This is a genomic window from Novosphingobium fluoreni (assembly GCF_014196615.1).
Classification (GTDB): Bacteria; Pseudomonadota; Alphaproteobacteria; order Sphingomonadales; family Sphingomonadaceae; genus Novosphingobium; species Novosphingobium fluoreni.
Genome location: NZ_JACIDY010000007.1, coordinates 41,058 through 54,584, shown reverse-complemented (window position 1 = coordinate 54,584; position 13,527 = coordinate 41,058). Strand labels below are relative to the sequence as shown.

The following is a 13,527-nucleotide window of genomic DNA, read 5'->3' as shown; positions in this document are numbered from 1 at the left end:
TGGCAGGCACAGACAGCGTCGGGCCGCGTTGCTACAAATGATGGTGCCCCTGGCCCGACTCGAACGGGCACGTCTTTCGACAATCGATTTTGAGTCGATCGCGTCTACCATTCCACCACAGGGGCAAGCCTGAGCGAAACGTCGCTTAGCGCCGCTTTGCGTTCGGTTCAAGCAGTCTCAGAAATTCCAGTCGACGCCGACGTGGACCAACTTGGGCCTGCCTTTGCGACCGCCGCCGAATGCGCCCAGTTCCAGCGACGGGCCGCCCTCGATCGGGTTGTAGCTGATCTGCGGCCGGATCTTTTCATCACGAAAACGGGCGGTGTCCCGTCCGCTCAGCCGGAAGTCACGATCACCGCTTCGACGCGACAGCGTATTGGCGAGGTCGAAATCCCCGGGAAGCGTGGTGGAGGAACGCGCGGCGGCCTCACCAGCCGACACGGCAAAGCTGGCGAAGGTGGCAAGACTGAACAACGTGGCAAGCTGAGAGATCATGATTGCACCGAACGACGAAAGGGCCGTTCTGTTTCAGTCCGATCCGGATGACCTCATGATGACACGACGAACCGAATTAGTCTTTCAGACTAGCTGCCAACAACTTGTGGAGGCGCGAATGAAGCGCGTCATTCCCGGCCAGCACTTCGGCGTCGCAGATCGGCGCGGAGCGGCCTCGGAAATCCGAAACGAAGCCACCGGCCTCGCGCACCAGTAGGCATCCCGCCGCGCTATCCCAGGGCTTGAGCCCCTGCTCCCAGAATCCTTCGTAGCGACCGGCAGCCACCCAGGCGAGGTCCAGCGCGGCAGAGCCGAAGCGGCGGATACCCGCCACTTGCGGCCCGATCGCGCCATAGATGCGCACCCATTGCGCCATGTCGCCATGGCCCGCGAACGGCATGCCGGTGGCGATCAATGCCTCGTCCAGATGGCGGCGGCCCGAAACACGCAGGCGGCGGTCATGCAGCCACGCGCCACGGGTCTTTTCAGCCCAGAACGTCTCGTCCGTGATTGGCTGATAGATCACCCCGGCGGTGACATCCCCCCAGCCCTGGCCGTCGAGCCGCCGTTCCTGCGCCGCGATCGATACCGCAAAATGCGGGATACCGTGGAGAAAGTTGCTTGTGCCATCCAGCGGATCGACGATGAAGCGCGGCTTGTCGGGATCGCCCTCGATCTCGCCGCCCTCCTCCATCAGGAAGCCCCAGTCCGGCCGGGCCGCCCGCAGTTCGTCCCAGATCGTCCGTTCGGCTGCAAGGTCCGCTTTGGACACGAAATCGGCCGGCCCCTTGCGAGAGGCCTGAAGGTGTTCGACTTCGCCGAAGTCACGGCGCAGACGTTGCCCCGCCTTGCGAGCGGCCTTTTCCATGACGCGAATGAGACCGGAGAGGGCCATGCTGTTCCTTGACTATGTGGTACGATGGGAGCGGCTGTCGAACAGCCGCCCCGGATCAGCGCCCGGTGGCGGGCGCGTTGGACTTCGCGGCGGGAGCCGCAGGCGCGGTCGACTGGGGTGCGGCCTGGGCGGCAGCAGCCTCTGGCTGATAACCGCACACGGCGAGCATCGCGCTCAACACCTGGCTGGGGTTGTCCCGGCTGACCTTGCCCGGATTATCCACGATCAGCTTGTCGACCGAGTCGGTCAGCTTCGACAGCGAGTTGTTATAGATGCAGCCGACCAGAGCGCCCTTTACGGGTTGCTCCAGCTTGTCGGACTGCAGCGCGCTGATGAAGACGCGCAGGTACATCAAAGCATGCTGCTGGGTTTCGCCCATCTGCGGAGCACCCGCGGCTGGAGCGGCTGCCGGCGCAGTGGCCGTCTTAGCTGCCTTGGGGGCGGCCAACACCGGGGTGGCGGTCAGCGCCGCGACGGCGGCGAGAACTGGAATAAAGCGCATCAATCTGCCTTTCGCACGTAAGCCTTCTCGTACACGTCGACGACGATCCGGGTCCCGCTTTCGATATGGGGAGGCACCATCACGCGCACGCCGTTGTCGAGAACGGCCGGCTTGTAGCTGGACGAAGCTGTCTGTCCCTTGACCACAGCATCGGCCTCCACGATCGTCGCTTCGACCTGTTCGGGCAACTGGACCGAGATGGGGCGTTCTTCCCACAGTTCGAGCAGAACCTGCATGCCATCCTGCAGGAAGGCCGCGGCATCGCCCAGAAGGTCGGCGGGAAGGTTGATCTGCTCGTAGCTTTCGGTGTCCATGAATACTAGGTCATCACCCTCGGCATAGAGGAACTGAAAGTCCTTGGTATCGAGGCGCACCTTCTCGACCGTGTCGGCGCTGCGGAAGCGGACATTGGTCTTGCGGCCATCGATCAGGTTCTTCATCTCGACCTGCATGAACGCGCCGCCCTTGCCGGGCTGCGTATGCTGCGTCTTGGCAACCTTCCAGATGCCCTTCTCGTACTCAAGGATATTGCCGGGACGAATGTCGACGCCGCTGATCTTCATGGGATGAGCCTTACGCTGGAAAGAGCCATGCTGCCAAAGAGCACTATCACGGAAAAAGAGCGGGGCCCTTAGCGCCTGCGCGCGCTTGTGGCAATTCCCTGCCGAGGCTGCTAGCGTACCGGCCATGCGACGTATCCTCCCTGCCCTTCTGGCCGCGCCCCTGCTAATCGCGGCGGCCCCTGCCCCGACGCCCGTCCCCGGCGGACTGATCGGCACGCTGGACCAGGGGCGCTACACTTGCGAACTGCCAGGAGACGCCAGCGGCCCGATCCGCGTGGCCGCCAAGGAGTTCGACTTTTCCGTTGTCCACGGCTCCAGCTATCGCGACCAGAACCGGCAACGTGGCAGCTACTTGAAGACCGGGGACCTGGTGCAGATGACCGGAGGCCCACTCAAGGGCTTGAAGTTGCGCATGATCTCCGATGGCTTCCTGCGGCGGATCGAACCCAACGGCCTGAATGGCGAGATGCGCTGCGTGTTGGGTACGCCCGGGAACAGCTGACCGGCACGCCGCTGGAAAATCCAGCGCGGACTTAACATATTTTGTGATGCCGCCCTGGCCGGTGCAGCTTTCACCAAGGCCGTTCATTACCCATCCGGACGTGGCCGCAATCAGGCGGACAACTGCGTGGGAGATGCGGATGCCGGCGACAGTGCGCGTGGGTGTGCTGAACGACATGGCGGATTCAGGTCCCGGCTCAGAGGCCATGATGGACTGGATCGAGCGTGAGGTCGCCATCCTTCGCGACCGTGGCCTTATCCCTTACCCGGTCGAATTCGTCCACGCCTATGGTCTCGGCCTGCCGTCCGGCACGGCGGAGGCGATCGAAAACGCCTATCACGAGCTTGTACAACAGGATGTCGTCCTCGTGGTCGGCCCCGGCGTCAGCGACAATGCTTTGATCGTCGCGCCGTTGGCTGAGCGGGCCCGGCTTCCGACGCTACACTGGTCTGGGGCGGAGCGGGCGCGGGGGCGGTACACCTTCCAACTGCAGGGCGGCAGCCATGAGGAAGAGCCTCTGGTGATCGCTCGGCATCTGGCTGGGCTTGGTTCTGGGCGGGTGGCGGTAGTGCATGACGGTTCGCCCGTCGGCATGCGACTGCTGACCACCCTTGTGGCTGAAGCCTCTATGCTGGGCCTGGAGATCTTGGCCCGGGAAGCGTTGGCGGGGCCTGGTGAGGCGGAGCAAGTAGTCGCGCGTCTCATGGCTGCCGGGCCCGACGGCGCGGTGTTTCTGGGCGTGGGAGCGTCCTTTGAGCCTCTCGCCCAGGAGTTGCGGCATGTTGGGTGGGAAGGCCAGGGGATCACCAATAGCGCCGGAATGGCTGGGCTCGGCGGTACAAGCGCCGCTGATGGCTGGTCCTACGTCGCCATGCATTCCGAAGCCAACGAGACGTTCCGTCGGCTTTGCTCCGATGCCGGAGCGCAAATCACAAACGCCTCGCTTTGCGCGCGCGGGCACGATCTTGGCCGCCTGGTGGCGCAGGGCATCGCCCGTGCCCCGGACATCAGCCGCGAAGGGCTGCGCCTTGGGCTTGAGCAGGTGAAGTGGCTCCCCGCCGCACAAGGAGAAGAAGGCACCCTGCTAGGCTTCGGCAACCAGGATCGCGGCGCGCTCCACGGGCGCTACCTGGTGATTCGCCAGTGGCAGAATGGCGAAAACCGCAGCATCGGATAGGCCCGCCGCCGCACCACGCGGTTTTTAGGGCCAGTTGGCATGTCTGAATGTTTGCACCCGCGAAGCGACGCTGATACCGGCCCTCGCGTCAAAATCCTTGCGCGGAGCGATGCCACAATGTCCGAGATCAAGAAGGTCGTCCTCGCCTATTCCGGCGGCCTCGACACCAGCGTCATCCTCAAGTGGCTGCAAGTGACCTATGGCTGCGATGTGGTGACGTTCACCGCCGATCTGGGCCAGGGCGAGGAACTGGAACCGGCTCGGGCCAAAGCCAAGCTGCTCGGCATCCCCGACCAGAACATCTATATCGATGACTTGCGCGAGGAATTCGTGCGCGATTTCGTCTTCCCGATGATGCGCGCAAACGCGCGTTACGAAGGCGACTATCTGCTCGGCACCTCGATCGCGCGTCCGCTGATTTCCAAGCGACTGATCGAGATCGCGCGAGAGACCGGGGCCGACGCGATCGCCCACGGCGCGACCGGCAAGGGCAACGATCAGGTCCGCTTCGAACTGTCCGCCTATGCGCTCGATCCCGGCATCAAGGTGATCGCTCCCTGGCGTGAGTGGGACCTGACCAGCCGTACCGCCCTGATCGCCTGGGCCGAACAGCACCAGGTACCGGTCCCCAAGGACAAGCGCGGCGAAAGCCCCTTCTCCACCGATGCCAACCTTTTGCACACTTCGTCCGAAGGCAAGGTGCTGGAAGATCCGTGGGTCGAGACGCCGGACTACGTCTATTCGCGCACCGTCGATCCTGAGCAGGCACCGGATGCGCCCGAGTACATCACCATCGATTTCGAGCGGGGCGACGGCGTTGCCTTGAATGGCGAGGCGATGAGCCCGGCCACGCTGTTGACGGCGTTGAACGAGCTGGGCCGCAAGCACGGCATCGGTCGTCTCGATCTGGTGGAGAATCGCTTCGTCGGCATGAAGAGCCGCGGCATGTACGAGACGCCGGGCGGCGAGATTTATGCTCGGGCCCATCGCGGGATCGAGCAGATCACGCTGGATCGCGGCGCGGCTCATCTCAAGGATGAGCTGATGCCCAAGTATGCCGAGCTGATCTACAACGGTTTCTGGTTCGCCCCAGAGCGTGAGATGCTGCAGGCCGCGATCGATCATTCGCAGGACCGGGTGAACGGCACCGTCCGCCTGAAGCTGTACAAGGGCATGGCCTCGGTCGTCGGGCGCAGATCACCGGACAGCCTCTACTCCGAACGCCACGTCACCTTTGAAGATGACGCAGGTGCCTACGATCAGAAGGACGCGGCCGGCTTCATCAAGCTGAACGCACTTCGCCTGCGTCTGCTGGCCCAGCGGGATCGCTGATCGCCGTCAGTTTCTGAACAATATCTTACCAGCCCGGGTCAAACCGTTCGTCGAACGCGGTGACTTGTGGCTGGGGGAGTCCCAATCTCAAGTTTCAGCCTGTACCCACCATCTCGCATCTGCGGGATGGAGTGGGGACACACATGACAGCATTTACGAAGCCGGTTCGCGCGCGATTATCGCTCGCGCCGTTGATGGCGTTGGCCGCGACCGTGGCGATGCCGGTGACGGGTTTGGTGCTGATCGCGGGCGGGGCAACGCCGGCGTTCGCGGGTGAGGTCAGTGCCGCTGCCGTACCGTTCACTGCCATTGCAGCGCCTTCCGCCCTAGTTAGCGAAACGTCTAACCCAGTGATCCAGGCGCTACCGAAGTACGAAACGCCAAAGTATGAGACCATCGCATCCGGCATGGCGAGTTACTACGGTCGTGAACTTGCAGGAAATCGTACCGCCAGTGGCGAGCGCTTTAATCCGGCGGACCTGACCGCGGCGCATCGGACGCTACCCTTGGGCAGCAAAGTCCGTGTAACGAACCCTCGCACCGGGAATTCAGTAATCGTCCGGATCAATGATCGCGGCCCCTTTCACGGCAACCGCTTGATCGATTTGTCAGAGGCTGCCGCCCGCGAAATTGGTATCCGCGCGGCTGGCAGCGGCAAAGTTGACCTGGCTGTCGAAGCTGATTGATCTTCCGATCTACCCGCTCGCTTTCCTTGATATTGTTGGAAGGCCGATGCCGCGGGGGGGTGGGGGACATTGCACCGGCCTTCATGACGATCAACGTGAAACCGCGCAAAACCGTTCCTGAAGTTCGACAAAACTTTTGTAACGAACTGTATTCAAGCTGAGCCAAAGAAACTTCGGTTTCCTACACGTACCGATACGGTTACATCTGAGGTCTGCTAGGAGCGATCTCGATGTCCGTTCTTCTCCGTCTCCTTCTCACCATGTTTAGCCGTATGGTCGGTCGCATGCCGACCAGCGCCGCACCTTTGCGGAGTCAGGCGGTACTAGACACCGCTGTTCCTCCACCACCGCTAGATATTTGGACTCAGCGCGCCCGGCCGACGTTTCTCTACCTGATGTATGCCGTGATTCTGTGGTCCTTGCCGATGGGCGTGATCGCGGCTTTCAGTCCCAGCGTGGCAAGCGCGATGACGAAGGGCATGACCGACTATCTCGCGCGCCTTCCCGAGCCGCTCTACGCCCTCTTCGCCGCCGGATATCTCGGCTACGCAGGGTTGCGTCAGTGGGGCAAGGTGAAGGGAACCGACCGCTAGACCGCTCCTCCCGCCTTGCGCCGGAAACACCGTCCGCTATGCAAGACGCAGTTTCCGAATGATCGAGGGGTGGGCCTGAGCCATGTCTGACAAGCTGGTGCTGGTGCTCAACGGCCCGAACCTCAATCTCCTCGGCAAGCGTGAGCCGGGCATCTATGGCTCCGCGACCTTGGCCGATATCGAAGCATCCTTGCAGGAACGTGGCCAGGAACTGGGCATCACCGTCGAACTGCGTCAGTCCAACCATGAAGGCGCGCTTGTGGACGGCTTGCACGAAGCGCAGGAGCGCGGCGCGGCGGCTGTCATCCTGAATGCGGGGGCCTACACCCATACCTCCGTCGCCCTACTGGATGCGATCCGGGCGATCACGGTGCCGGTGATCGAGGTTCACTTGTCCAACCCCCATGCGCGTGAGGCATTTCGCCACACATCATGGATTGCGCCTGCCGCCAAAGGCACCATCGCCGGTTTCGGTGCGGATAGCTACCTGCTGGCACTGGAGGCCGCGGCGCGGCTGTAGCGCCGGTCTTTAGCCAACCATTTCGTCCCGTGGCGCCTCACACGGCGGGGCGGCGAGCGCGTTTCATCGCAATCCCATGGATCGTTACGCCGCTCGCCAGCAACGGTGTGTCCATGGCGAGATCAGAACTTGTCCGATTAACCTCGCTCGTAAACCGCATTGCAAGGGCAGGCAGGAGCAAAAGGGTCGCGATGGCGAACCAGACGAATCGACCGCGGTTGGCCGCTGCTGGCGGATTGAACGGCGCCCCTGGGGATCAGGGCTGTTCCAGCGGGACGCCAGGCACGCTCTTCGCCGTGCGGATCGTCAGCGATGTCTTCACGCTGTCCACGTTGGGCGCCGGTGTCAGCTTGGAAGTCAGGAACTCCTGGAAGCTTTGCAGATCGCGGCTGACGATCTTCAGAATGAAATCGATTTCGCCGTTCAGCATGTGGCACTCGCGCACTTCGGGCAGCCCGCGCATATGATCTTCGAACGCCCGCAGCGCCTCTTCGGCCTGGCTCTTCAAGCTGACGAGCGCGAAGACGGTGATGGTGAAGCCCAACCGAGAAGCGTCGAGATCGGCGTGGTATCCTTGGATCACACCCGCCTCTTCCAGGCTGCGGACGCGGCGCAGGCAAGGTGGAGCGGTAAGCCCGACCCGGTGAGCCAACTCGACGTTGGTGATTCGCCCCTCGTTCTGGAGCTCGATGAGGAGGCGGCGGTCGATATCGTCGAGGCTGATCATGGGCATCCGTGGCATCTGGCAAGGCCGGCGCCCCTGAACAACCCGAAATTTCCGGGCAGCGATGCGGCGCAGGAAGAAATATTATTGTTTCCTAGCGCAATTGTCCCGCTTTGCAACGGGTCAGCCTCGCCGCTTTGCCTGCCGCGTGAAGTTGCTACGGAAGAACCCCACCCGGATATTCCCGAGGGGGGCCGATCACGCCGCGGCGGCCATTCCCGCGCACCTCGCGGAGGCGGGATGCATTTCGACGATCGCCTTGCCACCGTCCTGGCGATTCCGCTGACCGGGCCCGCGATCGCGCGCATTCAATATCGCCAACTTCTCGACTTACTGAGCCAGCCGCTTGATCTCCTGGGCACCGGCCCCACGGTGGATGCCGCGATGGTGCGACTGGGCGAACTCTCCAGCCAAATCCCGGCGGCAGAACGTGAAGCGATTCTGCGCGAACCGACGATGCGCCTTTCCAACCCCGATCTTCTATCGCGATTGGCGGCGGAGGAACCGGGCGTTGCCAGCGCCAGCTTTGCTGCCTCCGATCTGAGCGATGCCGAGTGGCTGGAGCTGATTCCCGCCCTCCCCATCCGGGCGCGGGGCATGTTGCGCCATCGCCGCGATTTCAGCCCCGCCGTGGCGGCGCTGCTGGACCGCTTGGGCATCGCCGACCGGGGCCTCGCCGATTCGTCCGCCTCGCAAAGCATACCCGAGCGTGAGCGCATGGGCCGCCCCGAGCTTTCGGTTATCGAAGGCGGGGCCGCGGCTGTGGCCCCTGCCCCCGCGCCTCCTGCTGAAGAGGCCGGGATTGGTGCGATCGTGCGCAAGATACAGGCGTTCCGCAACGCGCGCGCGCCCGCCGAAGCGGCAGAGCAACAGGATCACCCCGCCCGCCGCGCGCCGGCCCGGCACGCCCTGCCTCTCAGTCTGGACTTCATCACCGATGCCGATGGTCGGATTGACTGGGTGGATAACGCCATGGCGCCGGCATTGATCGGCACGAGCCTGCTCTCCCTACAAGGCAAGACCGCGCCGCATCTGACGGCGGCGGTACGGCATCGTCAGCCAATTCGCGATCAGGACGTCACGCTGGATGGTGCGCCGGAGCTGAAAGGTCGCTGGAGACTGGACGCGCTGCCCCGCTTCGCAGGCGCGCAGGGTCGCTTCACGGGTTACGCTGGCCGTCTGCGCCGGGACCGTCGCGACGCGTCGTCTGCTCGCGCGAGCGACCCCGCCGATCGGATGCGGCAGGTGCTTCACGAACTGCGCACGCCGGCCAATGCCATCCAGATCTCGGCCGAGATCATCCAGCAGCAGCTTTACGGTCCCGCGCCGCACGAATACCGCGCCCTGGCCGCCGCGATCGCCGGAGATACCGCGCAGATCCTCGCCGGGTTCGAGGAACTGGATCGCCTGGTCAGGCTGGAAACCGGGGTTCTGCGCTTGGCGGCAGGCGAGTGTGACCTTGCACGCCTCGTGGCTGAAACCGTAAACCGCCTGCAGGCCTGGACCGGGCAACGCGGCACGCACATTCGTCTGGAGGCCGTGGACGAACACGCCATGACGCGTCTCGATAGCGAGGAGGCGGAGCGACTGGTGTGGCGTTTGCTGGCCTCGCTGGTGGGCGCTGCGGCGCAGGATGAGACATTAAACGTCACAATCCAGTCCGCCGCGATCGATGTGGCGATGATCATCGATCTGCCGCCCGCTCTGGTACAACGTCTCGATGAGGCGGACAGCAACGGCCATCCCCTTGAAGTCGCTCGATCCCTGTCCTCGGGCATGTTCGGCCTTGGTTTCACTTTGCGCCTGGCTGCAGCCGAAGCGAGTGCGGCCGGCGGCTTGCTGGAGCGGCGGGGGGCATGTTTCCGGCTGATCCTTCCGCGCTTGACGCCTGCTGCGGCGCGCCATACGCACCTTTGATTGCCGTTCGTGCGCAGGCCGGATGCGGGGCGGCATCAGTGATCGAACCGGTAATGCACCAAGCAGGGGGAATGGCGTGCCGCAGGTGAACCTCCTGGAGCGACCATCCCCGCCAGACTATGTCCAGTTCGCGCCAGGCTTCGGCCAGCGCTTTCTGGTGACGGTCGATACCGAAGAAGAGTTCGATTGGACGGGGCCGATCCGCCGGGAAGGCCACACCCTGCACTCAGTGCCCGCAATGGCGACATTCCAGGCGCTGTGTGAAAGCCATGGCGTGGTGCCGGTGTATCTGGTCGATTATCCGATCGCAACCTCGCCCGCTGCTGTCGAAGCAATCGGTGATGCGGTGGCTCATGGCCGCGCCGAAGTGGGCGTGCAGTTGCACCCCTGGGTCAGTCCGCCCTTCGATGAGCATGTGACCGAGTACAACAGCTATGCCGGTAATCTGCCCTTCGAACTGGAACGGCAGAAATTCCGCGCCTTGCGTGAGACGATCGAGCAGGCATTCGGCAAGGCGCCGCTGATCTATCGGGCAGGCCGCTATGGGCTTGGTACGCGGACGGCTGAAATCCTCGCGGAGAATGGCCTCACAATCGATACCTCGGTCCGGGCGCGCTTCGATTATAGCGGCAAGGGCGGTCCCAATTACCGCGACCACCCGGTGCGCCCGTACTGGATCGACCAGAGCCGTAATCTGCTGGAATTGCCGCTGACGACGGTGTTCTGGGGCCCGCTGCGGCAACTGGGCGGCGCGATCTATCCCTACATGTGGCGCGCGCCCTCTGCGCGGGGGATGCTCTCGCGCGCCAGACTGCTGGAGCGAATCCCGCTGACGCCAGAGGGCGTGACGGCGGACGAAGCGGTGCGCGGCATCGATATCGCCGTGGAGGAAGGACTGCCCGTGCTGGTCCTGTCTTTCCACAGCCCATCACTCGCGCCCGGTTTCACCCCTTATGTGCGCGATGGGGCGGATTTGGCCCGCCTTTACGACTGGTGGCGGACGATTTTCGCGCATCTGGCGCAGCGAAACGTTCAGCCAACGAGCGTTGCGGATATCATGGCGAGCGTTGCCCTTGCCTAGTCTCGCCATGCAAGCTAACGGGCGTGAGCCGGAGCGGTCCTGACCGCATCGGCGCCGGTGGGCATCGTTCACGCAGCGGCACCGGGCCTGTAGCTCAGCGGTTAGAGCTGGCCGCTCATAACGGCTAGGTCGCGGGTTCGAATCCTGCCGGGCCCACCACTGCTGGCGTTTTCGCCTGCAAAATAGCGTCGGGGAGTGGCGCAGTCTGGTAGCGCGCTTGCTTTGGGAGCAAGATGTCGCAGGTTCGAATCCTGTCTCCCCGACCACTATTTCCTCTACATCTCTGGCATGACTGGCCGCCCCATCCGGGACTGCGCTTCACGCACCGCGTCGTCAGCACATAGAAAAAAGCCCGCAGCGGTTGGTCCGCCACGGGCTTTCTTGTTTCAGATCGGTTTTTACGTTCAGGTGGCGGCTTTAACCTTCTGGCGGAACGCGTGAAGCAGCGGCTCGGTGTAGCCGCTGGGCTGTTGGACGCCTTCGAACACCAGCGCGCGTGCCGCCTGGAAGGCAAGGCTGCCTTCGGGGTTCGAGGCCATCGGCTGGTACAGCGCATCGCCGGCGTTCTGGGCGTCCACCTTTGCGGCCATCCGCAGCAGGGCTTCGTCCACTTGCTCTGGCGTGACGATACCGTGCAGCATCCAGTTGGCCAGATGCTGGCTGGAGATGCGCAAGGTGGCGCGGTCTTCCATCAGGCCGACGTCGTTGATGTCCGGCACCTTCGAGCAGCCGACGCCCTGATCGACCCAGCGCACCACATAGCCCAGGATGCCTTGCGCGTTATTGTCGATCTCCTGCCGAACTTCCTCGGCAGACCAATTGTGGCCGGTGGCGACCGGGATCGTCAGCAGCGCATCCAGCGAGGCGACGCCTTCGCTCTTGCGCTCTTCCTGGCGGCCGAACACGTCGACCTTGTGGTAGTGAGTGGCGTGCAGCGTGGCGGCGGTGGGAGACGGTACCCACGCGGTGTTCGCGCCGGTCTTGGGATGGCCGATCTTCTGCTCCAGCATGTCGCCCATGCGGTCGGGCATCGCCCACATGCCCTTGCCGATCTGTGATTTGCCCGAGAGGCCGCAGGCGAGGCCGATCTGCACGTTGCGATCCTCGTAGGCCTGGATCCAGGCGCTCGTCTTCATATCGCCCTTGCGCATCATCGGGCCCGCCTGCATCGATGTGTGCATCTCGTCGCCGGTGCGATCGAGGAAGCCCGTGTTGATGAACATGATGCGGTCCTTCACCGCGTGGATGCAGGCGGCCAGGTTGGCGCTGGTGCGGCGCTCCTCGTCCATCACGCCGATCTTGATCGTGTGGCGCTCCAGCCCGAGCATATCCTCCACCGCATCGAACAAGTCATTGGCGAAGCCGCATTCCTCAGGCCCGTGCATCTTGGGCTTGACGATGTAGATCGAGCCGGTGCGGCTGTTGTGGATCGGGCCTTCGCTCTTAAGATCATGGATGGCGATCATGCTGCTGAACACGCCGTCCAGGATGCCTTCGGGCGCTTCCGAGCCATCCGGCAGCAGCACGGCGGGATTGGTCATCAGGTGGCCGACATTGCGCACCAGCAGCAGCGAGCGTCCGGGCAACGTCAGCGTGCCGCCATCGGGGGCGGTGTATGTGCGATCGGGGTTGAGCCGACGCGTCATCATCGCGCCGCCCTTCTCGAAGCTGTCTTCCAGGTTGCCCTGCATCAGCCCGAGCCAGTTGCTGTAGGCCAGGACCTTGTCCTCCGCATCGACGGCCGCGACCGAATCCTCGAAATCGCAAATCGTCGTCAGCGCCGCTTCCATCATCACGTCGGCCATGCCGGCAGGATCGGTCTTGCCGATCGGATGAGCGCGATCGATCACGATTTCGATGTGCAGGCCATTGTGCTTGAGCAGCCAGTTATCACCCGCGCGACCCACGAGTTGCGCAGGGTTCTGCAGCGCAAGATCGCCGCCCTGCCACTCGGTCCAGCTGCCGCTGGCGAGCGGAGCCGCCTCGTCCAGGAAGGACTTAGCCCAGGCGATCACCTGATCACCGCGCGCCGCGTCATAACCTTTGCCCGCCGGGCTGCCGGGGATCGCATCCGTGCCATAAAGCGCATCGTAGAGGCTGCCCCAGCGCGCGTTGGCGGCGTTGAGCAGGAAGCGCGCGTTGAGCACGGGCACGACCAACTGCGGCCCCGCCAGCGCGGCGATCTCCTGGTCGACGTTCTTCGGCTGAACCGAGAACGGTGCCGGCTCCGGCACCAGATAGCCCAGGTCGTTCAGGAACGCCTTGTACTCTGCGGCATCGATAGGCTTGCCGGCGCGGTCCTTGTGCCACTCGTCGATCGCGGTCTGCAGATCGTCGCGCTTGGCCAGCAGCTGGCGATTGCGGGGGACGAAGCGGGCCAGGATATCCGCCAGGCCAGCCCAGAACGCCTCGCCCGCAATCTGGGTGCCGGGAAGCGCGCGGGCCTCTACGAATTCAACGAGTTCCGGCGCAATCTTCAGGCCGGCACGATCGATATAGGCGCTCACGGGCGTCTCCTTCCAAAATTTGCCCGGCCTATA

General features: G+C 63.7%; 14 protein-coding genes and 3 tRNA genes. 10 read left to right on the top strand and 7 right to left on the bottom strand.

All coding sequences use genetic code 11. The features are described from left to right. Window positions 1-41: 41 nt before the first annotated feature. From GGR39_RS13450 to efp, 5 genes are all read right to left on the bottom strand, one after another. Window positions 42-125: transfer RNA gene (locus GGR39_RS13450), tRNA-Leu, on the bottom strand. Between the two features lie 52 nt (window positions 126-177). Continuing rightward, window positions 178-495, bottom strand: a complete 318-nt coding sequence (locus GGR39_RS13445) for a hypothetical protein (RefSeq protein ID WP_183617602.1) — start codon at window positions 493-495, stop codon at window positions 178-180. 76 nt (window positions 496-571) lie between these two features. Next, a complete protein-coding gene (locus tag GGR39_RS13440) occupies window positions 572-1,390 on the bottom strand; it encodes an inositol monophosphatase family protein (RefSeq protein WP_058735347.1) in 819 nt (272 codons plus the stop codon). Window positions 1,391-1,445: 55 nt separating this feature from the next. Continuing rightward, entirely contained in the window at window positions 1,446-1,892 is a 447-nt protein-coding gene (locus GGR39_RS13435; protein WP_183617601.1) for a hypothetical protein, read from the bottom strand. After that, complete coding sequence (efp, locus tag GGR39_RS13430) at window positions 1,892-2,455, bottom strand: elongation factor P (protein ID WP_058735349.1); 564 nt, start codon at window positions 2,453-2,455, stop codon at window positions 1,892-1,894. The genes GGR39_RS13435 and efp overlap by 1 nt, the downstream gene beginning before the upstream one ends. 124 nt (window positions 2,456-2,579) lie before the next feature. Between efp and GGR39_RS13425 the strand changes: the two genes are divergently transcribed. The 6 genes from GGR39_RS13425 (at window position 2,580) to aroQ (ending at window position 7,265) form a co-directional block, all read left to right on the top strand. Continuing rightward, window positions 2,580-2,957, top strand: coding sequence for a hypothetical protein (locus tag GGR39_RS13425; RefSeq protein ID WP_058735350.1), 378 nt, complete (start codon window positions 2,580-2,582; stop codon window positions 2,955-2,957). Window positions 2,958-3,096: 139 nt separating this feature from the next. Continuing rightward, window positions 3,097-4,134, top strand: coding sequence for an ABC transporter substrate-binding protein (locus GGR39_RS13420; RefSeq protein WP_183617600.1), 1,038 nt, complete (start codon window positions 3,097-3,099; stop codon window positions 4,132-4,134). Between the two features lie 117 nt (window positions 4,135-4,251). Next, a complete protein-coding gene (locus GGR39_RS13415; protein ID WP_183617599.1) occupies window positions 4,252-5,466 on the top strand; it encodes an argininosuccinate synthase in 1,215 nt (404 codons plus the stop codon). A gap of 194 nt (window positions 5,467-5,660) precedes the next feature. After that, entirely contained in the window at window positions 5,661-6,152 is a 492-nt protein-coding gene (locus GGR39_RS13410; RefSeq protein ID WP_246388716.1) for a septal ring lytic transglycosylase RlpA family protein, read from the top strand. Between the two features lie 230 nt (window positions 6,153-6,382). Beyond that, window positions 6,383-6,745 carry a 3TM-type holin gene (locus GGR39_RS13405; RefSeq protein WP_183617598.1) on the top strand — a complete coding sequence of 121 codons (363 nt, stop codon included), beginning with the start codon at window positions 6,383-6,385 and terminating at the stop codon, window positions 6,743-6,745. Between the two features lie 82 nt (window positions 6,746-6,827). Next, window positions 6,828-7,265, top strand: coding sequence for a type II 3-dehydroquinate dehydratase (aroQ, locus tag GGR39_RS13400; protein WP_183617597.1), 438 nt, complete (start codon window positions 6,828-6,830; stop codon window positions 7,263-7,265). 256 nt (window positions 7,266-7,521) lie between these two features. On the opposite strand, the gene GGR39_RS13395 is transcribed toward aroQ, so the two are convergent. Beyond that, the gene (locus GGR39_RS13395; protein ID WP_058735505.1) at window positions 7,522-7,992 is read right to left on the bottom strand and encodes an Lrp/AsnC family transcriptional regulator; all 471 of its coding nucleotides are present in this window, start codon (window positions 7,990-7,992) and stop codon (window positions 7,522-7,524) included. A gap of 237 nt (window positions 7,993-8,229) precedes the next feature. Here GGR39_RS13395 and GGR39_RS13390 point away from each other — a divergent pair, with 237 nt between their 5' ends. From GGR39_RS13390 to GGR39_RS13375, 4 genes are all read left to right on the top strand, one after another. Continuing rightward, a complete protein-coding gene (locus GGR39_RS13390; protein ID WP_183617596.1) occupies window positions 8,230-9,906 on the top strand; it encodes a sensor histidine kinase family protein in 1,677 nt (558 codons plus the stop codon). A gap of 76 nt (window positions 9,907-9,982) precedes the next feature. Further along, complete coding sequence (locus tag GGR39_RS13385) at window positions 9,983-10,987, top strand: polysaccharide deacetylase family protein (RefSeq protein WP_183617595.1); 1,005 nt, start codon at window positions 9,983-9,985, stop codon at window positions 10,985-10,987. Between the two features lie 83 nt (window positions 10,988-11,070). Next, window positions 11,071-11,146 (top strand) — tRNA-Ile (locus tag GGR39_RS13380). A gap of 30 nt (window positions 11,147-11,176) precedes the next feature. Next, a tRNA-Pro gene (locus GGR39_RS13375) sits at window positions 11,177-11,253 on the top strand. A 138-nt stretch (window positions 11,254-11,391) separates the two neighbouring features. Here the strand turns inward: GGR39_RS13375 and GGR39_RS13370 are convergent. Continuing rightward, a complete protein-coding gene (locus GGR39_RS13370) occupies window positions 11,392-13,494 on the bottom strand; it encodes a malate synthase G (RefSeq protein ID WP_183617594.1) in 2,103 nt (700 codons plus the stop codon). Window positions 13,495-13,527 lie beyond the last annotated feature (33 nt).